This window comes from Pedobacter sp. BS3 (assembly GCF_008274585.1).
Lineage (GTDB): Bacteria > Bacteroidota > Bacteroidia > Sphingobacteriales > Sphingobacteriaceae > Hufsiella_A.
The window spans coordinates 68,883-94,289 of sequence record NZ_VTRT01000006.1 but is presented as its reverse complement, the minus strand read 5'-3'; the positions used below and the strand labels follow the sequence as shown (position 1 = coordinate 94,289).

The following is a 25,407-nucleotide window of genomic DNA, read 5'->3' as shown; positions in this document are numbered from 1 at the left end:
CTGCCCGCAACATAAACTTGCAACGTAAAACCTGTCCTGCTTCCCTATCGCTTTCAGCCTAAAATATACGATATTTACACCTCGGGTTTTGAGCCTCTGCTGTTTTATTGATATTTTTACAAAAGCGCTTGTGAGTACACCCTTTAAAATACGGTTATTGTTATTTCTGCTTACGCTGAGTTTTGCAGCAACGGCTATTACTATCAGCTTAACGTTTCACAAGGAAGAAATTCTTGAACGCGATGCCCGCATTATTGAGAAAAGGCTTCAGCAGAAAGAGAATTACGTCAAGTCGTTGCTTACAGATCCGCAGTATTTTCAAAGCCTGAAATCGCTGGATAGAAATGGCGAAGCTGCTATTCATAATATCAACAAATTATGCAAAGAGCAATCCATTTTTTTATACACCTACCGTAATGGCCGGCTGGAATTTTGGGGCGAAACCCGCATTGTGCCCGAAACCGACGCCGGCCTGAAAGAAGGCGTAAGCCTGACCAAATGGCAAAACGGCTGGTATGAGGCCATTAAGCGTTCCGACGGTGCTTTTTCGGCAGTGTGTTATATCCCTATTAAATCCAGCTACCCGTTTCAGAACCAGTATGGTTTGGTCAATAAGTTCTCATCCCGGCTCATTTCTACCAGCAACCTCGACATTGCCAATCTTACCGATAAGCAGGTGTATAATATCCGGAATGCAGAGGGCAAGTACCTGTTTTCCGTAAAGCTGAAATCGGCCATTACCACTACGTTCTACTCCAAGCTGGAACTCTGGATGTGGTGCATGGCCGTGTTGTTCGCATGCATATTTATGAATTATTTATGCACGTGGATTGTGTCAAAAGGCCATCCGAAGACGGCAATACTCATATTGTTTGCATATTTCTTAACGCTGCGACTGGTGAGCCTGCAGTTTAACTGGTTCAGTACATACTTTGATATTACCATTTTTGACCCCAGGTATTTTGCAGATAACTTCTTCTTTCCGTCCATTGGCGATTTCCTGCTCAACCTGATTGCCTCCACCTGGTTTTTATCGTTTGTTTACACCTACCGGTTCCAGATCAAATTATCTAAATGGCCGCTGAACACCTGGGTAAGTGCCGCCATATTTTTACTGATGGGCATATTTATCTCGCTGGTGGCGGTACAGGTAAACGACATCTTTTACGGGCTTATTACCAATTCAAACATCAACTTTGATTTAAGCAATATTCTAAATCTCAACTGGTTCAGCTGGCTTGGCGTGGTGCTGCTATGTATCACTGTGCTTAATTTATACCTCATTGTAGAAATTGTGCTGGTAATAAGCCGCCGGCTCAACCTGACCAATAAACAACGGGTTATTATTTTCCTGTCGGGCATTTTACTTATCACCATTGTTCGTATCGGCTTACGCGATTTTAACTTCTTTTACCTGCTGTTTTTCCTTATCATTTTTATCAGGGGATGGTACATGTTCAAAACCACACCCTCATTTAATTTAGGGATATTTGTTTTTACCGTACTGATATTCGCCATTATATCGTCGCTGAAGCTATCGGTATTTCAATACCAGAAAGAACGCGAATCGCGGAAAATAATCGCCCAGAAGCTGGAATCGTCTGATGACCCGAATACCGTATTGCTGTTTTTCAACCTGGAAAAAGAGATCCTGAAAGACGACCTGATCATTGATTTTTTCAACCAGCACTCGCAGGATAACGGCCTGTTAAGCAATAAGCTGCAACGCTTTTACTTCGACGGCTACCTGTCGCGGTATGATTTTAAAACCTTTGAATACGATGCCGACGGCAACAGCCTCAATAACGGCTCAACACTGTTATCACACTTTAAAAATCTGGTATTTACGGGTTCAATAAAAGTTTCCGAATATTTTTATCGTGTAAACAACACTTTCGGCATCCAGAACTACTTCGCCTTGTTACCCATCCAGCAGGGCGGACGGTCGTTAGGAACCCTGGTTATTGAGCTCAAATCAAAAGCCTTTGACGACCCGAACTCATTTCCGAAAGTATTGATAGACGGCAAAATTGATGATAACGACATCATGCGAAATTATTCGTATGCCTTTTATGATGACGGCAAGCTGGTTAATCAGTATGGGAAATACGTGTACAGCCTGGTCAATACCGATTTTCCGGGCAAGCTGAAAGAATTTGTTTTTACAGACAGCAATGGCTACAGCCACCTGCTGTACCAAACCAGCGGCCGCAAGCTGATTGTGGTTAGCCATGCCAACATTAACTGGCTGATGCAGATTGCATCGGTATCGTTCTTCTTCCTGGTGCTGCTGTTTTTCGCAGGCATCATCGTCAGCATCACCTGGCTGTGGAACCATTTGCGGGATTTTAATTTCATCAGGCACACCTTTACCTGGAAAGATCTTCTCTCGCAAACCCGCATCCTGTACAAAACCCGCATACAGGCATCTATGGTTATGGTCGTGGTGGCTACACTGCTGCTGGTTGGCGTCATCACCTACGTCAGCATCAGCATTCAGTACCGCGACCAGCAGGAAGAAGCATTGCTGGGCAGCATCAATAAAATAGTGGCCGGCTTTGAAAAGCAATTGTTCAGCAATGGCGAGCTGGCCATTAACGAGCAGATCTTTAACGCTTTCGCAGATGGCAATGCCGTAGACCTGGAATATTACGATACCGAGGGGCGGCTGCTGTACACCACACAACCCAAAATTTACGAGTACAGCCTGATATCGCCACGCATGGACGCGTTAACTTATATTCACCTGGCCAAATTCCAGCAATCTGAGTACGTCAATTACCAGCATATCGGCAGCATGTATTACCTGGCGGCATACAAACCCATCCGGAATAAGTTCAACGAAACCGTGGCATACCTCGGCCTGCCTTATTACTCTAATATTGACGAATACGAAAGCCGTATCGGGCAGTTTCTGAACACCATTATTAACGTATATGCGCTGGTATTTGTAGCCATTGGCTTTTTCGCGGTGTTTATGGCCAACCAGATCACCTATCCGCTAACGCTGATAGAGCAAAGCCTTAACCGTACCCGGATAGGCCGCAAAAACGAACCGCTTACCTGGCACCGGAACGACGAGATCGGCAGCCTGATACAGGAATACAACAACATGATAGAGGCGCTGGAAGAAAGCGCTCAAAAGCTGGCCCGGTCTGAACGGGAAATTGCCTGGAAAGAGATGGCCAAGCAGGTAGCACACGAAATTAAAAATCCGTTAACGCCCTTAAAATTAGGTGTGCAGCTGCTCGAAAAATCCTATAAAGAGAATGACCCTAACTTCAATAAGAAATTCGAGAAGTTCAGCAAATCATTTATTGAGCAGATAGAAAGCCTGTCGCATATTGCCTCCGAGTTCTCAAATTTTGCCAAGATGCCCGAAACATCGCTTGAGGAAGTTGACCTGAACGCCATCATAGAAAAATCGCTGGCCGTTTACCAGCAGGTTGAGCATGTTAACATTACGCTTAACGCCCATAAAAAGCAGGATTTAATGGTTAAGGGCGATAAAGACCAGCTTTTACGGTGCTTTAACAACCTGATAAAAAACGGTATAGAAGCCATACCCGAAGGTCGCGAAGGCAGCATCCGTATTGATATTGTTGAAGACAAAAACCTGGCAAAAATAGCCATCCACGATAACGGAAACGGCATACCCGAAGGATTGCGTGAGCGGATATTCACGCCTAACTTTACTACCAAAACTTCGGGCACAGGCCTCGGACTGGCATTTGTAAAACAAGCTATAGAAAACATGCAGGGCAGTGTGCACTTTAAAACCGAAGCGGGTAAAGGCACTACATTTTTTATTACTCTTGTTCTGGCTTCCTGATGTATGTACGCTTTATTTTGTTGGTGCTTGCCTTGTGGATGTTCAGTGCGCCGGCACGGGGGCAAACATCGTGGCGTAAAAAACGGATTACGGTACAAACCGATTCTATTGTAATTGATACGCTGAGCCTCGTTCCAGGCTCGGTTACCGTAAAAAGTGCAGACAGCGTACAAATTGATACGGCAATCTACCGGCTTGTGCCCGAAAAGGCCCTGCTCATCTGGAAGGTAAAGCCCCAGCTTCAAAGCGTATGGATTGAATACCGTACGTTCCCTTTCCTTTTTTCGCGGAAGTATTTTAATAAAGACCCGGCCATCATCAGCGAAAGTGTTATTGATAACCGCGACCAATACGTGTATAAGGTTAGTAAACCGGAAAACACCTTGTTCAATCTTGGGAATTTGTCTAAGAGCGGCAGCTTATCGCGAAGCATTGGCTTTGGCAATAACCAGGACCTTTCGGTTAACTCGAACATGGTGCTGCAATTATCGGGCAAGCTGTCTAACGATATCGAGATACTGGCAGCCATTTCGGATGATAATATCCCGATACAGCCCGAAGGCAATACCCAGCAAATCAATGATTTTGATAAGGTTTTTATCCAGCTTAAGCGACGCTCCACCTCGTTAATAGCCGGCGATTATGAGCTGCGGCGACCGGACAGTTATTTCATGAATTTCTTTAAACGTACCCAGGGCGGCGAAATAAGCACAGCATATAAAGTGAAAGGCTGGGATTTTAAAACCACGCTGGCCGCCGCAGTCGCCAAGGGTCGATGGGCTCGAAATTCGATTAACGGCGTCGAAAGCAACCAGGGGCCGTATCGCTTAAGCGGAAATAATGGCGAGCAGTACATCATTATTCTTTCCGGTTCGGAGCGTGTGTATTTAGACGGACAACTGCTTGTTCGCGGTCAGGAGAATGATTACGTGATTGACTACAATACTTCGGAATTAACGTTTACACCCAAACGCATTATTACGCAAAACAGCCGCATTATTGTTGAATTTGAGTATTCGGATAAGAATTATGCCCGCACGCTGACCTATTTTAACCAGGAAGCCAAAGGCCGAAAGCTGGCATTCAGACTCAATTATTACAACGAGCAGGATAACCCTAATCAGCCATTTCTGCAAACACTTTCTGACAATGAAAAGCAGTTTTTAAAAGGCATCGGCAATAACATCAGCCAGGCGTATTATCTCAATGCCGATAGCGTGCCCTTTAATACCAATGAAATTCTGTACAAAAAAATTGATACGCTGGGCAACCAGAATGTGTATGTCTATTCCACCGACCCGCAACTGGCAAAATACCGCCTGGGGTTCTCGTACGTAGGTTCCGGCAACGGAAATTACCGTTTAAATACGTCGTCGGCAGCCAATGGACGGGTATTTGAATTTGTAGCGCCTGTGGGTGGCGTAAAACAAGGCGATTATGAGCCGGTGACTTTGCTGGTTACTCCTAAAAAACAGCAATTAATAACACTGGCTAACGATTACCGGCCAAACAAACATACCTTGTTAAGTCATGAAATTGCATTCAGCAATAACGATGTAAACCTGTTTTCAACCACCGGCAATCAGCAAAACCACGGTATAGCTTACCGGGTATATGGCGAGAATGAAAGCCGGCTTTCCGGTTCTGACAGCACCGGGCTAAAGCTGAAAACCAAGCTGAATATAGAGCTTACCGGTGCGAATTTTAAAGCGATAGAGCGTTACCGTCCGGTAGAGTTTGAGCGTGATTTTAACTTATATGGCTTGGATACCAGCGCCGTTGCCGAACGTTTGGGAAGTTTCAGCGTGGGTTTGGTTAAAAGCGAGACCCGGCAAATCAACTACCAGCTTACCTCATTTAACCGCAGCGAGGTTTATTCGGGTTTGCAGCATGCGGTTACCGGGATGTACAGCGTGGGGAATTATCGCGTAAGCTATACCGGGAACCTGCTCCATTCATCATCAATTTTAAATAATGCCCGGTTTTTCAGGCAAACTGCCGATGTAAGCCGTAAATTAGATAGCTGGGTCATCGGCGTTAACCTGCAGCAGGAAAATAACCGCAGCGAGAGTAAAACAACTAACCTGCTGGATTTAAGCAGCTTCGCCTTTACACAATATAAGCTTTATACCAACAACAGTATTGGTAAGGGCGCTAAATTCCGGTTGGAATATAGCCGGCGTTATGATAAATTGCCTTCCGACGATGCCTTGCTGCGTTCATCGGTAGCCGATGTGATAGAAAGCGGACTGGAGCTGAATAAAAATCCCAACTCTATATTATCGGTCTCGGCTACGTACCGCAATGTAGATTACCGGCAGTTTGTTGCCAAACAGAACGAAAGTACCCTGCTGGGCCGGGCTGAATATACCCTCAATGCCTTTAAGGGATTGATAAACAGCTACACGTTTTATGAGCTGGGAACCGGCCAGGAGCCGAAACGCGAATTTACTTACCTGGAAGTTCAGGCAGGCCAGGGTGTGTATGCCTGGGTAGATTATAACCAGAATGGTATTAAGGAGCTGAACGAGTTTGAAATTGCCCGCTATCCTGACCAGGCCCGGTACATCCGCATTTACCAGGTAACCAACGAGTTTATCAGCACCCGATACACATCGGTTAACCAGACGTTGCGCTTACAGCCTTCGGCTGTTATTAAAAGCAAGCAGGGAATGGGCAAGCTGGTGGCAAAATTCTCCAGCCAGACCGAGCTTAAAATAGACCGTAAGTTTACCGGCGAAAACGGTTTTGCCGCTTATAATCCGATAGATACGCATATTGACGCTGCTGATTTAATCTCACTGAATTCTTATTTCAGAAATACGTTGTTCTTTAACCGGAATGACCCGGTGTATGGTATTGATATCAATGTGCAGCAAAATGGCAGTAAGGCGCTGTTAACCAATGGTTTTGATACCCGTAAACGTACCGAAGCCGGCCTGCGCTTACGCTGGAACCTGGTGCAAAAAACCAGCCTGACCGTGAGCTTTAATCGCGGCAATAAACGCTATGATTCTGAATTATTTACTCAAAACAATTATGCCATCCGGTTTAATGAGCTAAAGCCGGAATTAAGCTACCTGTTTAATACCAACTTCCGGCTAACCTTTTCGGGAACATACGGACGGCAGCAAAACAGCGCACTGCTTGGAGGAGAAAAGAATAACAACCTGCGTATCGGTGCTGAAACGCGATATAATATTCTTAAAAAAGGTGTGCTGACCGCCCAGCTCAACATGGTCAAAAACAGATATACGGGCACTACCAACTCGCCGGTATCGTATGAATTATTAGATGGCTTACAGCCGGGCAATAATATGGTTTGGAATGCCGGCTTGCAACGTTCGGTAGCTAATGGCATCCAGCTGAGCGTTACTTATGAGGGAAGGAAATCGCCGGGTGTGAATGTTATTCATACCGGTGGCGTGCAGGTCAGAGCGTTCTTTTGAGTGGAAATTGAGCGAAGCGAAACCCCGAAGTTCGCTCATCGGGATTTGCAATCCCGATGCCTATCACCCCGGATCTGCAATCCGCAGCTCAATTAAAAAAACCGATACCACGTGCTATGCTCATACGTCTGACCGGGTACGAGCAATGTGGAAGGAAATAACGGATGATTGGGGGAATCGGGATAGAATTGCGGTTCCAGGCAAATTCCAGCAAACGGAGTAAATGGTTTATCCAGGTAGTTTGCAAAATACAATTGCAGGCCGGGTTTGGTAGTGCGCACCTCCAACCGGCATCCGCTTTCCGAATCAATTAATATGGCAGCCGGACTATCGTTATGTGATAAACAATAGTTTATGGTCGGCATACGATGCATTATCTCACTCACTTTTACCGGTGTACGTAAATCAAACCCGGAATGCTCTACACCTTCAATATTTCCGGTCGGGATGTATTGATCATTTGCCGGAGTGTAGGCATCGGCATTTACACTTAGCGTATTATTAGAAATATCCCGTTCACCTCCCGATAAATTAAAATAGGTATGGTTGGTGAGGTTGACAATGGTAGGTTTATCGGTAACAGCCCGGTAGTGAATTTGCAGTTCGTTGCTGCGGGTAAGCGTATACGTGATTTCAACGGTTAAATATCCGGGATAACCTTCTTCTAAATGCGGACTTGTGGCTGTTAAGGTTACAGATGCGCTATCATTATCTGTAAATGTACCGGCAATGTGCCATACCTTTTTGTTAAACCCCGTGAAACCGCCATGCAAATGACTATTTCCATTCTCATTCAGGCTTAACTGGTACATTTCATCTCCTAATATAAGCTTGCCACCTGCTATGCGATTAGCATAACGGCCAACCACACAGCCTATATAATGCGGGTCAGTATAATACTGCCGGTCGTCAGGATAGGATAAAACCATATTCCGGCGGGAGCCGTTTCCGTATGGAAAAAGAATTTCTTTGATAATAGCCCCAAAGTTTAAAATGGTTACTATCATACCCGCATCGTTATGCAGCGATATGTTAAAAATATCTTCTCCTTTGTAATGGTCTGTCTGCTCGGTTTTAGTGTACATAGTTATTTTTAATGTCAGGTTTGTAAGCATATCCGTACAAAACCGACCGCTACAATATACAGTGACAAGTTAAAATTAAAAAGGAAAAAGGAAAAAGGCCATCCACCGTCCAACTTGCATTTTTGAGCGCCAGAACAGGGAATTAATCCATTTAACATTGCATTGGTTCTACTTTTAACCAGGCATTATCTGCCCATTCTGGCACGGAATTTCTAAGAGTATGGGCAAACTAATTTTTATTTTATGAAAAAGTTAATGATGTTAAGTGCAGGTTTATTATTTGCCGGCTTAACCACAAAAGCACAAATGAATACATCAACAAACCCTGTTCGTTTTGGTATACGTGCAGGAGCTAACCTTACCACACTTGGAAAATTGTACGATGGCAGCAATTACCATGATTATGACTATAAAGCCGGCTTTACCGGCGGTGTATATGCTATACTACCCTTAGGAGGTCAGTTTGAATTTGTTCCCGAAGTATTATTCAGCCAAAAGGGTGGTAAAATAACCGAAACAATTGGCGGGGCCACCGGTAAGCTTGAATCCCGGATAAACTACCTGGATGTTCCGCTGACTTTCGCTTACAGACCATCTCCGGTATTTAGCATTTTCCTTGGCCCACAGGTAGCGTTTTTATTATCACAAAAAACTACGCTTTCCGCTTCCGGTGACGATGGCAGCGCCGAAACTTCCAATACTGATACCGATAACATGCGGAAAGCACTGGCCGGTGGTACTGTAGGTTTAGGTTACGACATTAATCCTAACCTGAATATTAAGGCCCGCTATATGATGGATTTCCAGGGCGGCATGAACGATGACCAAAACCAGGATAAAGCAAAAAGCAGCGGCTTTGCGCTTACCTTAGGTTATACTTTTTAATCTCCACACCACTATCCCTTTTAAGTTAAGGCGGATGCACGAAAGTCAACTTTCGTGCATCCGCCTTTGTATTTTAACATCGGCTCCTAATTGCTCATTTTTAAAACATTCACAGCCGGTACAGCTTATTTATTATAGCACCATTTACATCTATCTGTATGAAAAAATCATCGCATCGCGGCAGACGCACCGGAAGCAAAAAGAAATGGTCGGCTAAGGTAACCAGCACCAGCAATGCCATGGATTTGGAAAAAGATATTTTTAAATCCGGTAATCCTGAAAAAATTGCCAGATCCGTAAAGCATTCGGCAGAAACCAGCAAACGCCGGAAAGCAGGCCCGTTTCAGTCGGCTATGTCTATGCTGAATTTTTACCTGAACCGTGCCGGGAAAAACCTGTCCCGCAAGGAAAAAGAACCGATAGAAAAAGCGAAAAACAAGCCGCGAAAACTATATGGCAGGGAAGAAAAGTGATAAGAAGTATGACTATCTGAAAAGCAGCAGTTATGCGTGCTTTTCAGATATCATATCATGGCCAAATAGAGTTTATCGGGGCATAGCTAAGCGTTTCCATATTCAGGTTACCGGCCAAAAGGGTTAACGCTGTATATGGTTTACCCGGAAAGAACACAGCGGTCTGGTTTGTCAGGCCATCATCGGCAAAAAGCTCGGCAGAAGCGGCATCGATTACCAGCTTACCCGTTATATTTCCTGATTGGGAGATACGTGGAGCAACAATTTTTTTAGCAAAACCGGTTTCGAAGCTGGTTTCACCTGATTTGGTACGGTCAATATAATAACTGTTAGTTTGTTTATCGTACCCAACTATTAATTGTTCCCCAGTTGTATTAGAAAGCTTTATCGCAAAGTCTGCCAGCGTAGTGGTTTTAAACTGAAGTACAAATTTATCCTTAAAGTTTTTCACTTTGGCAGAAATATCAAGGCTGTCGTTTACCCGGATGTTCTGCCAGCGGACCTCTTTTTGCCTGAGCGTGTTGAATGTATTAACCGGCATCGCACTGAGAAAATACGCTCCGTCAACTTCCCTAAGCTCTAATGTACGCGGAAGCGTTGTTGCGCCACGCCAAACCTGTGTAGGCACGCGGTTGGCATATTGCCAGTTATTCATCCAGCCAATAAATATCCGGTTATCGCCGGTATTTGACCACGTAACACCGGCATAATTATCTGTTCCGTAATCCAGCCATTTTGTTGTTGCGGATGTGCTGGTAAATGTATGACCATCAAAATTGCCTATAAAATATTGTGTACCCGAGCCTCCATTAGGCGCCCCTGGATTAACGCTTACCAGTAGCACCCAGTGCTCTTTTCCACCGGCTTTTATGCTAAACAAATCCGGGCATTCCCATACCCCGCCATGGGCACCCGATTGCTGCCCAAACTCGCTTTCTTTTGTCCAGTTTTTTAAATCGGGCGATGAATAAAACGTGACATGGTCTTTTGTAGCCAGGGTCATTACCCATTTTTTCCCGGGTGCATACCATATCACTTTAGGGTCACGAAAATCGGTAATGCCGGGATTTTTCAGCACCGGGTTTCCGGCATATTTTGTCCAGGTTGTACCTTCATCCAGACTGTAAGCTATACTTTGATACTGGAAATCTTTTCGTCCGGCTTTCTCCAGCTTAGGGTTATGGTGCGTAAAGATTGCCACTAACGGCATTTTACCATCTTTGGCGAAACCGGATGTATTATCTTTATCGTAAACAGCGCTTCCCGAAAATATCCAGCCCAGGCTATCGGGATATAAGGCAATGGGTAATTGCTCCCAGTGCATCAGGTCTTTGCTTACCGCATGTGCCCAATGCATAGGCCCCCATACTGTACTATCAGGATAATACTGAAAGAATAAATGATACTTCCCGTTAAGGTAAACCATCCCGTTAGGGTCGTTCACCCATTTTGCTTTGGGCGAAAAGTGGAATTGCAGACGATATGGTTCCTTATACTCCTGCCTGTTGTTTTTCAAGCTGCTGCATGCCGCCATTACGGCTACAATAAATGTTAAACCTGCTGCCTTTATCATATATTTCAAAGTTAAAAGTTGAACGTTGAGCGTAGCGAAAGCCACCGGGTAGCTTAACCATCATACGCTTAAAGGTCAGGGGCTGACCAAAAAGTAAAAAAGTAGCGTCATTTCGATCCCGAAGTCTCGGGAGAGGAGACCACGAAGTAGCTGCGAAGCAATATCTCTTTCCTAAGCACTTCTGGCGGAGATCCCTCTCCCGATCCTGTATGTACGGGAGGGGATCGGGATGACGAGAACTTTTTGGTCAGCCCCTACAATACTTCCTTGCCAGCACCATCAGGCTACTTTACCAGCAGCTTTAGTTGCTGATTCAATCCTTCGCCGGTTAGCTGAAGCAGGTATAAACCGGGAGCCGGCTGATAATTCACAGCAAAATCAATTACTCCGCTATTAACTGCCTGACGGTAGATTACCTTACCGCTGATATCTATCAGGTTAACAGCAAGTGCTGAACCTGTATAGCGGCTCAGTTTTACCCGGATATCCTGTACTGCCGGGTTAGGATAAACCGTTGCTGTTACAGCTACGGCTATACCAAAATCTACTGCCTTCACACCTAACACGGTTTCTTTACCATCTGTATCAACTTGTTTTAACCGGTAATAGTTTACACCGTTGTACGGCTGTTCATCGTAAACCGTATACGTGTTTGCCTGGTGCTGTGCCGCTACGCTTTGCAGGTATGCAAAGTTTTTGCCATCTGCCGATTTTTCCACCTCAAAATGCGAGTTATTGCTTTCGGCAGCGGTAACCCATTGCAATTTAACCCTGTTATTTTCTTTACCGGTGCTGAATTGCTGCAAGGTAACAGGCAAAACGCCACCATTAATGGTAAATGTACCGGTAGCAAATGTTGATGCCGCAAAACTGTTGTCTACTGCCTGTACGCCCCAGGTATAAGCTCCATCGGGCAGGTTTTTAATCGTCCAGCTTTTATTGAACTGAACATTCCCCATTCTTGGTAAAAGCAAACGGCCCGTGCTTTCATCAGCTAAGGGATAGTAATAATATACGCCATTGGCATCTTTAACAAAGATATTGTAGCTGAGCGAGTTTGCCGGGGTGGAATCATCTGTAGCAGCGTTCCAGCTTAAAGTAATTTCTGATGGATTATTGCTGGCTACGCTAAGCCCGGCCGGCGCAGTTGGAGCAGCATTTGCAGTAGTTGTGGGGTTAAGCACTACTGCCGATGCTTTACCGCCAAGGTCGCCGGGGCCATAGTTGTTATATGAAGTACCGGTAACTACCAAATCTATTTTGCCATCGTTATTAATATCACCGACTTCTATAGAGCTTTCGCCAACGCCGGGAATGTTATTATTGTAGGCGTATGGCGTAAAGGTGAGGTCGCCATTATTGAGGTAAATATCTGCTGCCTGACGGTTTTGATTAGCACTCCAACCGCTCACGATGACATCTAATTTGCCATCGTTATTCCAATCGGCAAAACGGAGGCCGTCGCCGGTGCTTCCTTGCCCGTATTGTTGAAATGTGGCTACTTTGGTAAATGTGCCTGCATTGTTGCGATACAAACGAACAACATCGCCGGTGGTTTCTGTTCCGTCCCAATCTCCATTGCCATTAATCAGCAAATCGAGCCGGCCATCGCCGTCAACATCGCCCCAAACTGCCGAGCCATCGCCTCTTGGGGTGATGCCCAGGCTCTGCGCTGCGAATACTCCATTGGTGTTAACCAGCATTACCGATACATACGTTGAGGTGGTATTATCTTTACCCATCAGGAAGAGGTCTAAATCGCCATCGTTATCAAAGTCAACGGGAGTAACATCAGGGTCAACCAAATCATAATCGGTAAATTCTGTCTTGGTAAAACCGCCGGCCTTGTTGTTGATATAAAATCCAGATTCGCCCTGGAATATGTTACCGAAAACGTAAAAGTCAACATATCCATCGTTATTTAAATCGGCAAAGCCACAGCCCGGGGCTACTGCCGTAAGTCCGGAAATGGCTTTTGACGAGAAATTACCTGCACCGTCTGAAGTATAGATCTCGACGCTTTTATCGGTTGTACCGTTGTAGTCTATAGACCCCGAAAGTATTACATCGGGTTTTCCATCCTGGTCAATATCGTTCCAGTCGATAGATGCCCGTGTAACCGGGGCAAAAGGTACCGAAACGGTGGTAAACGTACCGTCGCCATTATTTTTAAACGCTTGCAGGGCTTTGCCCGAATCATTCTCGCCACTGATAAGAATGTCTAACTTGCCGTCGTTATCGAAATCAATTACCGAAGCATCGGCATGCTGAATCGGAAAATTCAGGTTAATGACTGTGGGCTGCTGAGCCCGTAACGCTATCGGACATACTATGCCTGAGAGCATTAACATGTAGATTTTGTTCATATTGTTAAAGTTTTATGGTTAATCAATTATTTTATCTGTCAGATTATTCACCCCGTCAGGGACTAAGCAATTCCATATCGCTGAATGTGGCGTTTGTACCATCAGCTATAATCCCCCACTGTTTGTCCTGTAAACCGTAAATGCGGTTGCTTAATGCCACTTTCCCGTCAACATACACTACGCATACCGAGCCATCTGCAACAATATCATTCAGCGTAGACGACATTTGTAAAAGTATCGGCATTTCACGTGTACAGCTTTATCGCAAGGTTAAGGCCCTGTTAGATTGCAGCATTACCGATTATATCCTTAACCGCCGGCTGCAAAAGGCAAAGTATTTACTATTGAACGAAGACCTTTCCATAGCAGAAGTCACTTACCAGGTAGGATTTTCCTCGCCTACTTATTTTGCTACCGTTTTTAAAGCCCGTTATGACTGCACTCCTACTGCATATAAAAAGAACGCGACGAAAGATTCGGTTTGATTGCTAAAGGCAAGATAAAAACATTCATTATTTGTATTTTTTATAAAACAACAAATATTTATTGTTTCTCAATAAATATTTATTATAATTGTGGAGTAATATAACATTCATAATCATTATGAAAAGAATTTCAATAGTATTCCTTCAGGCAGTCATTGTGCTTATCGGCATTGTAGCACTTGCCATTCTGATTTGGTTTCCCTTAACTGAAGGACGAGCCACAAACCTGGACTTGTTTAGCATTTACTTTGACCCGTTCATTTTATATGGATACGCGGCATCAATCGCTTTTTTTGTTGCACTGTATAAGGCATTCAGATTACTTGGGTACATCGGACAGAATAACGTATTCTCATCAAACGCTGTTAAGGCTTTAAGGAGTATAAAGTATTGTGCAATTGTGCTAAGTGTTTTAATTATGTTGGCCGGATTATACATCAGGATGTCCCATAATAAAGAGGATGACCCTGCGGGTTTTCTTGCCATTTGTATGGTAACTACTTTTGTTTCTATCGTAGTTGCAACTGCTGCGGCCATATTTGAAAAAATATTACAAAATGCCGTAGATATGAAATCTGAAAATGACTTAACAATTTAAGCTATGCCAATTATTGTAAACTTAGACGTGATGATGGCAAAGCGAAAAATTTCTCTGAACGAACTTTCTGAAAGAGTTGATTTGACATTATCTAACCTTTCTATCTTAAAGACAGGAAAGGCGAAAGCAATTCGTTTTAGCACCTTAGACGCCATTTGTAAAGCATTAGACTGCCAACCGGGTGATATTTTAGAATATGTAAATGACAAAAAAGAGTAACGGACTGTTAACAAACGATTTGGCGGCAGTACTCTCCGGCCTGTCTTCCAACAGCCTGGAATTATAGAAGAGCTATTAGTCTGTCAAGGGGACAAATCAGGGAATCCTTTTCGTCCCAGGGGACAACCGCTTTGTAAACAATATGAGCATGTGGCAAGTGTGCCGTAGGTACACTACCTTTAAATGGCAATCAGGTAAACCGCTTAAACCCCATTCATATAAAGCAAATTTTATTATCAATGGGTTGCCCTTACAAGGCAAATATATTTGCTGATATTTTTTGCAAAGCGGTTGGGGCTACGGCACATGCGTTCTCCTGATGTTAAGTCAACATGCAGTGCAGATAAAGGCTTTAAAAGTTAACAGGCCTATTGTTAAGTGTGGGTACATATAGGTCTCAACCGGGTTTAGTTCGATCAAAACAGTGCTCTTTCCCAATCACTCTTCATCCACAATTTCACAAACCCTGCCTATTTGTCCATCTTCTAAACGCACTTTGATCCCTCTGGAATGGAAAGCCGCCGAAGTCAACAAATTCTTTACTACACCGTAGGTAACCTTTCCGGTTCTTTGGTCTTTTTTAAGGATAATTCCTACTTGTAAGCCTGGATAGATATCTTTTCTGTTTTGTCCGTCCATATTGAAAATTTATCACAATCGTTAAAAACAACAACTTTCTTTTTTCACATATCCTGATTGAACACTGCCTCTATTTCGTTTTGCTACTTTTAACCCGCACTTACCTACAAATTATCTTCTTCCACCAATCTAAGCAATTGGGCTTCATTAAGAAGCACTATCTTTTTCCCGGTTATGCCGATTATACCCGAAGCGGTAAGCTCGTTAATCACTTTAAACAGTGTTTCGTACGATGCCCCGGCAAAAGAGGCAATATCCTGCCGGGTTAGTTCAATACGGATGTAACCGTCTTCATCCAGTCCGAACTGATTCTTTAAAGTTATGAACGATTGCGCTATACGTGCTTTAACCGACATGTGGGCCAGGTTGCGCATCCGTTTTTCGGATTTTTGCAGCTCGCTGGCAAAAAAACGCATCAGCCTGTAGGTAAGCTCCGTATTTACCCGCAAGGTCGACTCGAAAAAATCCATCCCGATAAAACACACTACCGATGGTTCTAAAGCCGTTGCTGACACCGGATAAAAGGCTTCATCGCCCAAACCCATGTGTCCCAGAATATCGCCTTCCTTAGCGAAACGGGTGATCAGCTCTTTTTCTTTATCCCAACGCTTGTGCACTTTAAGGCTTCCCGAATACACAAAGTAGATCCCTGTTACCGGGTCGCCTTCCTTAAATAACTGCTGCCCCTTTTTGATATCAAAGCTTTTTTTATGCGCCCCTATGGCCGGAAGCCAATCCGGCAAAGCATGCTTACATAAAAAGCAACGCTTCAGGTCACATTCAGCAAGGTGTTCTTTCATAATATCGCTAAAGCCCTGCAATATTACCCATAATCTTTAACAAGTCACCAATTCTGCAAAAGCATATCAGTTAAAATATTGTATAAGCAATATAATAGCATTAATATTCAGCATCTGTTTAAAATAAAATATTGCACATTACATATTTATAATTTTATAAAACAAAGACTTTATGTACCTTTGCAAAAATTTTCAGAAGCTCTTCAGATAAGCAAAATGTGTTATTCAGCAGTGAATACTTACACCCTACAACAAATAGCCCGCTGCATGTAACAGTTTAGCAACAACAATGAGTAACGACGACCCACAAGCAGATATGAAAAAAGAGTTATATACCAATGGTATTCCCATTTCGCCTACATTAAATGCTATGCCGGATACCCCGGACGATTCCAGGAAAAGCTTTTTCCTGAAAAAAAGACTTGTACAGATTTCATTTATGTGCGTGGTTGTGGCCGCAGCTATCAGCCTCATTGCCAAATTCCTGGTTAGCCTGATTAACCTGATCACCAATATCTCTTTTTACGGCTCGTTTGATTTAGCATTCCATAGCCCGGCAGATAACCACCTGGGAGCCTGGGTAATTATTATACCCGCAATTGGCGGAATCCTGGTAGGCCTGATGGCGCTGTATGGCTCTAAAGCCATACGCGGACATGGCATTCCCGAAGCCATGGAACAAATACTGGTGAACCAGAGCCGCATAAAACCATCCATTACATTCTTAAAACCCATTTCATCGGCCATAGCCATTGGAACGGGCGGCCCTTTTGGCGCCGAAGGCCCCATTATCGCCACAGGCGGGGCGTTAGGCTCTACGCTGGGCCAACTGTTCAAAATTACCTCTAACGAACGTAAGATCATCCTGGCAGCCGGCGCTACGGCAGGTATGTCGGCCATATTCGGTACGCCCATAGCCGCTGTATTTTTAGCCGTCGAGCTGCTTTTATTCGAATTTTCGCCGAAAGCTATTCTCCCGGTTGCACTTGCCTGCATTACCGGTGCAGCAGGCCATCACCTGCTGTTTGAATCGGGCCCGGTTTTCCCCATGCCTGATATCGCCGTACCTTCCAATCTGGCCTTGGGAGTTTACAGCTTTATCGGCATTATCAGTGGTATTTTATCCTTAGGTATTACCAAAATTGTTTACTTTATTGAAGATGCTTTTGAAAAGCTGCCCATACACTGGATGTGGTGGCCGGCCATTGGTGGCCTGGTTGTAGGCATTATCGGCTACTTTGCCCCACATACATTGGGCGTGGGATACGATAATATCATCGGTTTATTATCCGGAAAGCTGCCTTTTGCTTTAGTGTTGAGCCTGTGCTTTTATAAGTTTCTTTCATGGGCTGTCGCCTTAGGCAGCGGAACATCCGGCGGAACACTGGCACCGGTAATGACCATTGGCGGTGCAACCGGCGCTATTTTAGGTACTGTTATTCTTCAGCTGTTCCCCCAATCGGGGATAAACCTGCCGCTTGCTGCATTAATTGGCATGTCGTCTATGTTTGCCGGCGCCTCACGGGCATACCTTACCAGCATTACCTTCGCGTTGGAAGCAACCATGCAGTCGCATGCGTTATTGCCTTTGCTGGGCGCCTGTACGGCATCGTATCTCATCTCGTTCTTCTTCATGGAAAACACCATCATGACCGAGAAGATCGCCCGTCGCGGGATCTATACGCCTGATTCATATCAACCTGATTTCCTGAGAAAGCTCCGCGTATCGCAGATACTGAAAAATGACCTTCTGGTTATCAATGCCGATAATACCATTCAGCAGGTGAAGGATTTCTTTGCAGCTACGCCCCCATCCGAAAATTATTTTGTAATAACCGATGCTAAAGGTGCTTTTAACGGTATCTTAAATCTACGGGATGTTTACACCAGCCGGCAGGACAGCGAAAAACCTGTTTCTGTTCTTGCCCGGCAAAGCACGTTTTCGGTAAAAACCGAAGATAACCTGGGCGATGTGGTAGAGCTCATGTCAGAACAGAACGAGGACACTGTTCCCGTAATTTCACCTGATGGGAAAACGGTTGTGGGAGTCCTTACCTCACGGGATATTGTAAACGCCTATAAATACCGCTTGCTGGAAGAAAACGCTGCTACAGCTAATTTTTCACTGAAAAGACAGCGCATTAAAATGCTGATCAAAGGGCGCAGGCTGATCAAGATGTAAGATCCGTAACCAGCGGGATTTAAACCTGCAGAGAGGATGATCAATCATAACCCTGCGATTCCTCCTTTTGCACAAGCTTTTCCAGCAGTTGCAGCACTTCGCGTTCTGAATATTCTTTAAGCCATATATTTTGTGGCTGGAAACAAAGCACCGGTGCAAATTTACAGCGGTCTGTACAGTCGGTGCGGATAACTTCAATCGTTTTAGCATGCTTCAGATAGGATCTGAGCAGTTTATACATAGCTTTACCACCCTTTTTACCGCATTTGCTCCCGGTACAAACATAAATAATTTCTTCAGGTGTGCTGAATTTACCCATTATGCTGCTTTTATGTAAAGTCAGATCAGTAGCTCAAACCAGGAAGATAAACAAACCCACTTAAGCAAACCCGATACTAAGTTACTATTAAAATAGCATTTACGGTTAAATGGTTTTATTGTAAGCATACCTGTACTGCAATAAAAAAGCGCTGTTGCCTATTGTGCAGCAGCGCCAGATATATTTGGCAAGAAAACCGTTTTTACCGGCTGATCTCCAGTATTTCAAATTCCAGCTTACCGGCGGGAACCTCAATTTCTGCCAGTTCGCCTACCGATTTGCCTAATAAGCCTTTGGCAATAGGCGATTTTACTGAAATTTTACCGGCCTTTAGATCGGCTTCAGTTTCAGAAACCAGCTGATAGCTCATTGTGGCCCCATTCTTAACATTCCTGATCTTCACAATAGACAGTGCAAGTACTTTAGACGTATCCAGCTTCGATTCATCAATTAAGCGGGCATTAGCCAGTGTTTCTTCCAGCTTGGCAATTTTCGATTCATGCAGCCCCTGCGCCTCTTTAGCAGCATCGTATTCCGCATTTTCAGATAAGTCGCCTTTATCGCGGGCTTCGGCTATAGCTTTTGCTATGTTAGCCCGCCCCTGAGTTTTCAGGTAATGCAATTCTTCTTTTAACTTTTCTAATCCTTCTTTGGTGTAATAGGTTACATCTGCCATAACTCACTTTTTTGTATATCTATAAAAAACAAGCAAGACTATGCCTGCATGTACAGATATAGTCTTGCCTTAAAACACGAAGATATAAGCCTGTTTTGTGATTTGCAAATTTTTTGGATTAAAGTTCAGGGCAAACGCATCTAAAAAAATGTGGCGTCATTGTCCCGAGACGTCGTATTAGCGTTTGGATTGCGGGCAGAGAAAGATATTAAGAAAACAAGGATAAACTGAAGAAAAACATTCCGGCCCCCGGGTACTTAAAAGGGGCCGGAATAATGAAATAAGCTTTGAGCCTTATTTGCTCAGATACATGGATTTTTCTTTATAAAGCTTCACGAAATAAGGATCGTTCAGGTCTTTGATAAAGCGGATAGCTTCGCCGGTCGATTTCATCTCGGGGCCAAGCTCCTTATCAATTTCCGGGAATTTATCATAAGAAAATACCGGCTCTTTAATAGCATATCCTTTAAGCTTACGCTCGATGGTAAAGTCTTTTAATTTATTTACACCCAGCATAATTTTAGTTGCTATGTTAATATAAGGCACATCATACGCCTTGGCAATGAACGGAACCGTACGCGATGCCCGTGGATTGGCCTCAATAACATATACTTTTCCGTCTTTTATAGCAAACTGGATATTTAGCAGGCCACGAACATTAAGCGCCTTAGCCAGTTTGATGGTATATGCTTCCATTTGGTCGGTTACGCTTTTGGGCAGGTTAAATGGCGGCAATACCGCACTCGAATCGCCCGAGTGGATACCGGCAGGCTCAATATGTTCCATCATACCGATAATATGAACATCCTCGCCATCGCAGATAGAATCTGATTCGGCTTCTTCGGCACGGTCAAGGAAGTGGTCGATCAATACACGGTTGCCCGGAAGATCGCCCAGCAGCTTTACCACCGCTTTTTCCAGGTCTTCATCGTTGATCACAATGCTCATTCCCTGGCCACCCAATACATAGCTCGGGCGAACCAGCACCGGGTAACCTACCTCATGGGCAACCTCAAGCGCTTCTTCGGCTGTTTCGGCTACACCATATTTCGGATACGGAATATCCAGCTCTTTCAGCAGGTCTGAAAAACGGCCGCGGTCTTCGGCAATATCCATGTTTTCGAAAGAAGTACCGATGATCTTAATGCCGTTCTGGCTCAATTTCTCAGCCATCTTCAGGGCTGTCTGCCCACCCAGCTGCACAATAACACCTTCCGGCTTTTCCAAATCGATAATTTCACGCACATGCTCCCAGAAAACGGGTTCAAAGTACAGCTTATCGGCCATGTTAAAGTCGGTAGACACTGTTTCAGGATTACAGTTTATCATGATGGCTTCAAAGCCGGTCTCTTTAGCGGCAAGCAATCCGTGTACGCATGAATAGTCGAACTCTATTCCCTGCCCGATACGGTTTGGCCCTGAACCCAGTACAATGATCTTTTTCCGGTCGCTTACAATCGATTCGTTCTCATCTTCAAAGGTAGAGTAATAATACGGCGTTTGTGCAGGGAACTCGGCGGCACAGGTATCTACCATTTTGTACACCCGTTTTATGCCAAGCTCTTTGCGGCGGTTATAAACATCATCTTCGGTAACGTTGCCTAACAGCCAGGCGATCTGCGCATCCGAAAATCCCTTTTGCTTCAGCGTAACAAAGAAATCATGCGGTATGTTGTTAAGCGAGTAGCGTTTCAGCTCAACTTCCAGGTTAACCAGCTCCTGTATCTGCAATAAGAACCACTTATCAATTTTGGTTGCCTTGCGAATGGATTCTATGGGCACGCCCAGGCTCATGGCATCTTTAATATGGAATAACCTGTCCCAGCTTGGATGCTCCAGGCTGTGCATAATAGCTTCGAGATTACGGCTCTGGCGACCATCAGCGCCCAGACCCAGCCGCCCGATCTCAAGGCTCTGACAGGCTTTTTGCAATGCTTCGATAAAGGTACGGCCGATAGCCATCACCTCTCCTACCGATTTCATCTGCAAACCAAGCTCGCGGTTAGCGCCTTTAAATTTGTCAAAATTCCAGCGGGGCACTTTTACGATCACATAATCCAGCGTGGGCTCAAAATATGCCGATGTGGTTTTGGTGATCTGGTTCTCAATTTCATCCAGGTTATAGCCTATGGCCAGCTTGGCGGCAATTTTAGCAATGGGATACCCGGTTGCTTTTGAGGCCAGGGCCGATGAACGCGAAACCCGCGGATTGATTTCTATGGCGATGATATTTTCTGTTGCCGGGTCTACCGAGAACTGCACGTTACAGCCTCCGGCAAAATTACCGATGGCACGCATCATGCGGATGGCCTGGTTACGCATTTCCTGGTAACAGCGGTCGCTCAGGGTCATAGCCGGCGCTACGGTAATAGAATCGCCCGTGTGAATGCCCATTGGATCAAAGTTCTCAATGGAGCAGATGATGATCACGTTATCTTTATTATCGCGAAGCAGCTCCAGCTCATATTCCTTCCAGCCCAAAACGGCCTGCTCAACCAGCACCTCGTGGGTAGGCGATGCCTGCAAGCCACGGCTTAGCGCTGCATCAAAATCTTCTTTTTTATGCACAAAACCACCTCCGGTACCGCCAAGCGTGTACGATGGCCGGATAACCAGCGGAAAGCCGATCTCCTGTGCAGCCTCTTTGCCTTCCAGGAAGGAGTTGGCAATTTTCGAAGGCGCCACGCCCACGCCAATATCCACCATCAGTTTCCTGAATTCCTCCCGGTTCTCTGTTTTTTCAATGGCAGCAACGTCAACGCCAATTACCTTTACATTATATTTTTCCCAGATACCACGCTCTTCGGCCTCTTTACAGAGATTCAGAGCGGTTTGGCCGCCCATGGTTGGCAGCACCGCGTCAATTTTTTGTTCCTGTAGTATCTGCTCAATGCTGTCGCAGGTTAAGGGTAACAGGTAAACATGATCGGCAATAACCTTATCGGTCATGATGGTTGCCGGATTAGAGTTGATGATCGATACTTCAATGCCTTCATCTTTCAATGAAAGGGCTGCCTGTGAGCCTGAGTAATCAAATTCGCAGGCCTGACCAATGATAATGGGACCTGAACCAATAATTAATACGGAGTGAATGGAAGTGTTTTTAGGCATATTTGACTGCGTCAAAAAAGTTAAAAGTCAAGAATTTAGTGACTTCACAACTGCCGGGAGTAAAATCCCCGATTTGTTTGTCGGGATGCAAAGATAGTAATTAAAAAAGCATTTTGCGAATAACTTTAACTGAAATTCTTAAGGGTTTCCCCACCAAGCCCGCAGAGAAGTTCCTGGCGCTCTTAGCGTGAATGTTCACGCTAAGTTCACGAAATTCCACGCAAAGCCCGCAGAGAACAATTTAACAATTCAGCAATACAACAATTCAGCGGTTCTTAATGCCCTTAGCATGGACTCATCTTGCGCTTATTTCTATAAAAATATACCTTTATAAAAAATATATCGCTTTGAGAAATACCGTTTTACTTATTTGCCTGCTTTTTGTATTGACCGGCTGCAAAAAAGACAACGATAAAAATCTTTCAGGACTTAATGGAACCTGGCAACTGGATTCATACCAGGTAGCATATTTTGATGCTTCGGGGAAGAAGCTGTACAGCGATAAACCCTTGGTTTACAATAATTACCAATACCTAAAACTACAGGATGATTCCTTAACGATTTCGATGGACAACATCAAACCGGGTAAAACGCTTGCCGGTGTTTCCGGTGAAGATACACATACACTTCCTGTAAACCTGACAGCTTTTACAGCGGTAATAAAAAATTCAAGAGTTGAAATAAACTGGGCTACGTCATCCGAGGCTGTTAATTCTCATTTTACAATAGAACGCTCCAGTGATGGAAAAGACTTTGTTACCATAGGCGAAATTATGGGTAATGGAAATTCTGATGTAATACATGCTTACACTTTTTATGATTCTTACCCTTGTTTGGGTGGCAATTATTATCGGCTATCGCAAACAGATTTTAATGGAGTAACTACTAACCTGGGGATTAGAGCAATAGTCATAGGGGGAATAAGGATGCCTATTAATAGAGATGCGGATAAGGATTATTTCAATTATACTATCGGAGATTTTTTTAATATAGAAATAAACACGAAAAGCGGCACTATTTTATCAATTTACGCTAAAGCAAACGGTGTAAAATACAATGACGGCTCCGGCGACAAAACGGCAGCGTATGCCGAGCTGCACATGAGCTATAAACCCTTGTAACACTTCCATTTGTAAATGCTGTACCACCTTAGTATTTTTATGCTATGCTGGTAAAAACGTATAGCAGCGCCGTTTACGGCATCGAAGCTACAACCATAACCGTAGAAGTTAACATTAGCGGCGGCACAAAATATTACATTGTCGGCCTGCCCGATAACGCCGTAAAAGAAAGTTTACAGCGGGTAGAAAGTGCCATACATGCCGCAGGCTACCGTATGCCCCGGCAAAAAATTGTGGTCAACATGGCTCCAGCCGATATCCGCAAAGAAGGCTCGGCATACGATCTGGCCATTGCCATCGGTATTCTGGCAGCCTCCGGCCAGATCAGCGACGGGAAATTAGACCAATACCTGATCATGGGCGAGCTTTCGCTGGATGGCGGACTGCAACCCATAAAAGGCGCCCTGCCCATAGCCATTCAGGCACGAAAAGAAAAATTTCAGGGAGTTATTTTGCCAAAAGCCAATGCCCGCGAAGCTGCCATTGTAAGCGATCTGGAAGTGTACGGCATTGATAATATTGCCGATGTTATCCATTTTCTGAACGGCACACGCACCCTTGAAACAACCATCGTAGATACCCGGCAGGAATTTTTAAATAACATCAACAATTACGAGAGCGATTTCTCGGATGTAAAAGGCCAGGAAAATATCAAACGGGCCCTTGAAATTGCCGCGGCCGGCGGGCATAACGTTATCCTGATCGGGCCGCCCGGCGCCGGTAAAACCATGCTTGCCCGTCGGTTGCCCACCATTCTGCCGCCGCTAAACCTGCACGAAGCCTTAGAAACCACTAAAATACATTCTGTTGCCGGTAAGCTTGCTGCCAGCGATTCGCTGATGACTGTACGGCCTTTCCGTTCGCCGCACCATACTGTAAGCGACGTGGCTTTGGTTGGCGGTGGCGCCAATCCGCAGCCCGGTGAAATTTCGTTATCACACAACGGCGTATTGTTTTTGGATGAGCTGCCCGAATTTAAACGGACGGTGCTTGAAGTAATGCGCCAGCCGCTCGAAGAGCGGCGTATCACCATTTCACGGGCACGCTTTACGGTAGATTATCCCGCCAGCTTTATGCTGGTGGCTTCCATGAACCCCTGTCCCTGCGGCTTTTACAACCATCCCGAAAAGGAATGCATCTGTCCACCCGGCGCAGTACAAAAATACCTGGGCAAAATATCCGGCCCGTTGTTAGATCGTATTGACCTGCATGTGGAGGTAACACCGGTAGATTTTAACGAGCTGGCCTCAGACCGCGTGGCCGAAAAAAGCGCCGACATCCGGCAACGGGTAACACGTGCCCGCGAAATACAAGACAAGCGTTTTGAGCATAAACCCGATCTATACTGTAATGCGCAAATGAGTGTAAAAATGGTACGCGAAGTTTGCCAGATCAATGAGGCCGGGCAGGCATTATTGAAAAAAGCAATGGAAAAATTGGGGTTATCGGCCCGTGCTTACGACCGTATCCTGAAAGTTGCCCGTACCATTGCCGATCTGGCCGGAAGCGAAAACATCCAGACCGAACACCTGGCCGAAGCCATACATTACCGCAGCTTGGATAGAGAAGGCTGGGCGGGATAGACTTAGCTAAG

Annotated in this window: 19 protein-coding genes; 10 read left to right on the top strand and 9 right to left on the bottom strand. The window is 44.8% G+C overall.

Going from position 1 to position 25,407, the window contains the following annotated elements; genetic code table 11:
• Window positions 1-130: 130 nt before the first annotated feature.
• On the top strand, window positions 131-3,832 hold the full coding sequence (locus tag FW774_RS15495; protein WP_149349121.1) for a sensor histidine kinase: 3,702 nt from the start codon (window positions 131-133) through the stop codon (window positions 3,830-3,832).
• Window positions 3,832-7,281 (top strand): hypothetical protein, encoded by a 3,450-nt coding sequence (locus tag FW774_RS15490; RefSeq protein ID WP_149349120.1) that lies wholly within the window; start codon window positions 3,832-3,834, stop codon window positions 7,279-7,281. The genes FW774_RS15495 and FW774_RS15490 overlap by 1 nt, the downstream gene beginning before the upstream one ends.
• 92 nt (window positions 7,282-7,373) lie before the next feature.
• Here FW774_RS15490 and FW774_RS15485 read toward each other — a convergent pair whose 3' ends face one another.
• Window positions 7,374-8,396, bottom strand: coding sequence for an aldose epimerase family protein (locus FW774_RS15485; protein ID WP_149349119.1), 1,023 nt, complete (start codon window positions 8,394-8,396; stop codon window positions 7,374-7,376).
• Window positions 8,397-8,609: 213 nt separating this feature from the next.
• Between FW774_RS15485 and FW774_RS15480 the strand changes: the two genes are divergently transcribed.
• Entirely contained in the window at window positions 8,610-9,251 is a 642-nt protein-coding gene (locus FW774_RS15480; RefSeq protein ID WP_149349118.1) for a porin family protein, read from the top strand.
• Window positions 9,252-9,409: 158 nt separating this feature from the next.
• Entirely contained in the window at window positions 9,410-9,724 is a 315-nt protein-coding gene (locus FW774_RS15475; protein WP_149349117.1) for a DUF3175 domain-containing protein, read from the top strand.
• 55 nt (window positions 9,725-9,779) lie between these two features.
• On the opposite strand, the gene FW774_RS15470 is transcribed toward FW774_RS15475, so the two are convergent.
• From FW774_RS15470 to FW774_RS15460, 3 genes are all read right to left on the bottom strand, one after another.
• Complete coding sequence (locus FW774_RS15470; protein ID WP_149349116.1) at window positions 9,780-11,297, bottom strand: glycoside hydrolase family 32 protein; 1,518 nt, start codon at window positions 11,295-11,297, stop codon at window positions 9,780-9,782.
• Between the two features lie 284 nt (window positions 11,298-11,581).
• Window positions 11,582-13,663: a T9SS type A sorting domain-containing protein gene (locus FW774_RS15465; RefSeq protein ID WP_149349115.1), complete on the bottom strand. Its 2,082-nt coding sequence runs from the start codon at window positions 13,661-13,663 to the stop codon at window positions 11,582-11,584.
• A gap of 55 nt (window positions 13,664-13,718) precedes the next feature.
• Window positions 13,719-13,907 carry a glycoside hydrolase domain-containing protein gene (locus tag FW774_RS15460; protein ID WP_149349114.1) on the bottom strand — a complete coding sequence of 63 codons (189 nt, stop codon included), beginning with the start codon at window positions 13,905-13,907 and terminating at the stop codon, window positions 13,719-13,721.
• Here FW774_RS15460 and FW774_RS15455 point away from each other — a divergent pair.
• The 3 genes from FW774_RS15455 to FW774_RS15445 all read left to right on the top strand — a co-directional run bounded on the left by FW774_RS15455 (window position 13,867) and on the right by FW774_RS15445 (window position 14,965).
• Window positions 13,867-14,148 carry a helix-turn-helix domain-containing protein gene (locus FW774_RS15455; protein ID WP_242457863.1) on the top strand — a complete coding sequence of 94 codons (282 nt, stop codon included), beginning with the start codon at window positions 13,867-13,869 and terminating at the stop codon, window positions 14,146-14,148. The genes FW774_RS15460 and FW774_RS15455 overlap by 41 nt on opposite strands.
• Window positions 14,149-14,266: 118 nt before the next feature.
• Complete coding sequence (locus FW774_RS15450; RefSeq protein WP_149349112.1) at window positions 14,267-14,746, top strand: DUF2975 domain-containing protein; 480 nt, start codon at window positions 14,267-14,269, stop codon at window positions 14,744-14,746.
• Window positions 14,747-14,749: 3 nt separating this feature from the next.
• Window positions 14,750-14,965, top strand: coding sequence for a helix-turn-helix domain-containing protein (locus FW774_RS15445; protein ID WP_149349111.1), 216 nt, complete (start codon window positions 14,750-14,752; stop codon window positions 14,963-14,965).
• Between the two features lie 438 nt (window positions 14,966-15,403).
• Here FW774_RS15445 and FW774_RS15440 read toward each other — a convergent pair whose 3' ends face one another.
• Window positions 15,404-15,604, bottom strand: coding sequence for a YwbE family protein (locus tag FW774_RS15440; RefSeq protein WP_149349110.1), 201 nt, complete (start codon window positions 15,602-15,604; stop codon window positions 15,404-15,406).
• 104 nt (window positions 15,605-15,708) lie between these two features.
• Entirely contained in the window at window positions 15,709-16,404 is a 696-nt protein-coding gene (locus FW774_RS15435) for a Crp/Fnr family transcriptional regulator (RefSeq protein WP_149349109.1), read from the bottom strand.
• Window positions 16,405-16,693: 289 nt separating this feature from the next.
• On the opposite strand from FW774_RS15435, the gene FW774_RS15430 reads away from it, so the two are divergent.
• The gene (locus tag FW774_RS15430) at window positions 16,694-18,586 is read left to right on the top strand and encodes a chloride channel protein (protein WP_242457855.1); all 1,893 of its coding nucleotides are present in this window, start codon (window positions 16,694-16,696) and stop codon (window positions 18,584-18,586) included.
• Window positions 18,587-18,626: 40 nt separating this feature from the next.
• Here the strand turns inward: FW774_RS15430 and FW774_RS15425 are convergent, their stop codons facing one another.
• The 3 genes from FW774_RS15425 to carB form a co-directional block, all read right to left on the bottom strand.
• Window positions 18,627-18,905, bottom strand: coding sequence for a (2Fe-2S) ferredoxin domain-containing protein (locus FW774_RS15425; RefSeq protein WP_149349108.1), 279 nt, complete (start codon window positions 18,903-18,905; stop codon window positions 18,627-18,629).
• 202 nt (window positions 18,906-19,107) lie between these two features.
• Window positions 19,108-19,581 carry a transcription elongation factor GreA gene (gene greA / locus FW774_RS15420; protein WP_149349107.1) on the bottom strand — a complete coding sequence of 158 codons (474 nt, stop codon included), beginning with the start codon at window positions 19,579-19,581 and terminating at the stop codon, window positions 19,108-19,110.
• Window positions 19,582-19,875: 294 nt separating this feature from the next.
• Entirely contained in the window at window positions 19,876-22,692 is a 2,817-nt protein-coding gene (carB, locus tag FW774_RS15415) for a carbamoyl-phosphate synthase large subunit (protein WP_149349106.1), read from the bottom strand.
• Window positions 22,693-23,039: 347 nt separating this feature from the next.
• Between carB and FW774_RS15410 the strand changes: the two genes are divergently transcribed.
• On the top strand, window positions 23,040-23,813 hold the full coding sequence (locus FW774_RS15410) for a hypothetical protein (RefSeq protein WP_149349105.1): 774 nt from the start codon (window positions 23,040-23,042) through the stop codon (window positions 23,811-23,813).
• 44 nt (window positions 23,814-23,857) lie between these two features.
• Window positions 23,858-25,396: a YifB family Mg chelatase-like AAA ATPase gene (locus tag FW774_RS15405; RefSeq protein WP_149349104.1), complete on the top strand. Its 1,539-nt coding sequence runs from the start codon at window positions 23,858-23,860 to the stop codon at window positions 25,394-25,396.
• The last annotated feature ends 11 nt before the right edge of the window (window positions 25,397-25,407 follow it).

Coding starts and splice junctions, on each gene's coding strand:
- FW774_RS15490 (WP_149349120.1), top strand. CDS start 3,832: ATGTATGTACGCTTTATTTTGTTGGTGCTTGCCTTGTGGATGTTCAGT.
- FW774_RS15485 (WP_149349119.1), bottom strand. CDS start 8,396: ATGCTTACAAACCTGACATTAAAAATAACTATGTACACTAAAACCGAG.
- FW774_RS15480 (WP_149349118.1), top strand. CDS start 8,610: ATGAAAAAGTTAATGATGTTAAGTGCAGGTTTATTATTTGCCGGCTTA.
- FW774_RS15475 (WP_149349117.1), top strand. CDS start 9,410: ATGAAAAAATCATCGCATCGCGGCAGACGCACCGGAAGCAAAAAGAAA.
- FW774_RS15470 (WP_149349116.1), bottom strand. CDS start 11,297: ATGATAAAGGCAGCAGGTTTAACATTTATTGTAGCCGTAATGGCGGCA.
- FW774_RS15465 (WP_149349115.1), bottom strand. CDS start 13,663: ATGAACAAAATCTACATGTTAATGCTCTCAGGCATAGTATGTCCGATA.
- FW774_RS15460 (WP_149349114.1), bottom strand. CDS start 13,907: ATGCCGATACTTTTACAAATGTCGTCTACGCTGAATGATATTGTTGCA.
- FW774_RS15450 (WP_149349112.1), top strand. CDS start 14,267: ATGAAAAGAATTTCAATAGTATTCCTTCAGGCAGTCATTGTGCTTATC.
- FW774_RS15445 (WP_149349111.1), top strand. CDS start 14,750: ATGCCAATTATTGTAAACTTAGACGTGATGATGGCAAAGCGAAAAATT.
- FW774_RS15440 (WP_149349110.1), bottom strand. CDS start 15,604: ATGGACGGACAAAACAGAAAAGATATCTATCCAGGCTTACAAGTAGGA.
- FW774_RS15435 (WP_149349109.1), bottom strand. CDS start 16,404: ATGAAAGAACACCTTGCTGAATGTGACCTGAAGCGTTGCTTTTTATGT.
- FW774_RS15430 (WP_242457855.1), top strand. CDS start 16,694: ATGAGTAACGACGACCCACAAGCAGATATGAAAAAAGAGTTATATACC.
- FW774_RS15425 (WP_149349108.1), bottom strand. CDS start 18,905: ATGGGTAAATTCAGCACACCTGAAGAAATTATTTATGTTTGTACCGGG.
- greA (WP_149349107.1), bottom strand. CDS start 19,581: ATGGCAGATGTAACCTATTACACCAAAGAAGGATTAGAAAAGTTAAAA.
- carB (WP_149349106.1), bottom strand. CDS start 22,692: ATGCCTAAAAACACTTCCATTCACTCCGTATTAATTATTGGTTCAGGT.
- FW774_RS15405 (WP_149349104.1), top strand. CDS start 23,858: ATGCTGGTAAAAACGTATAGCAGCGCCGTTTACGGCATCGAAGCTACA.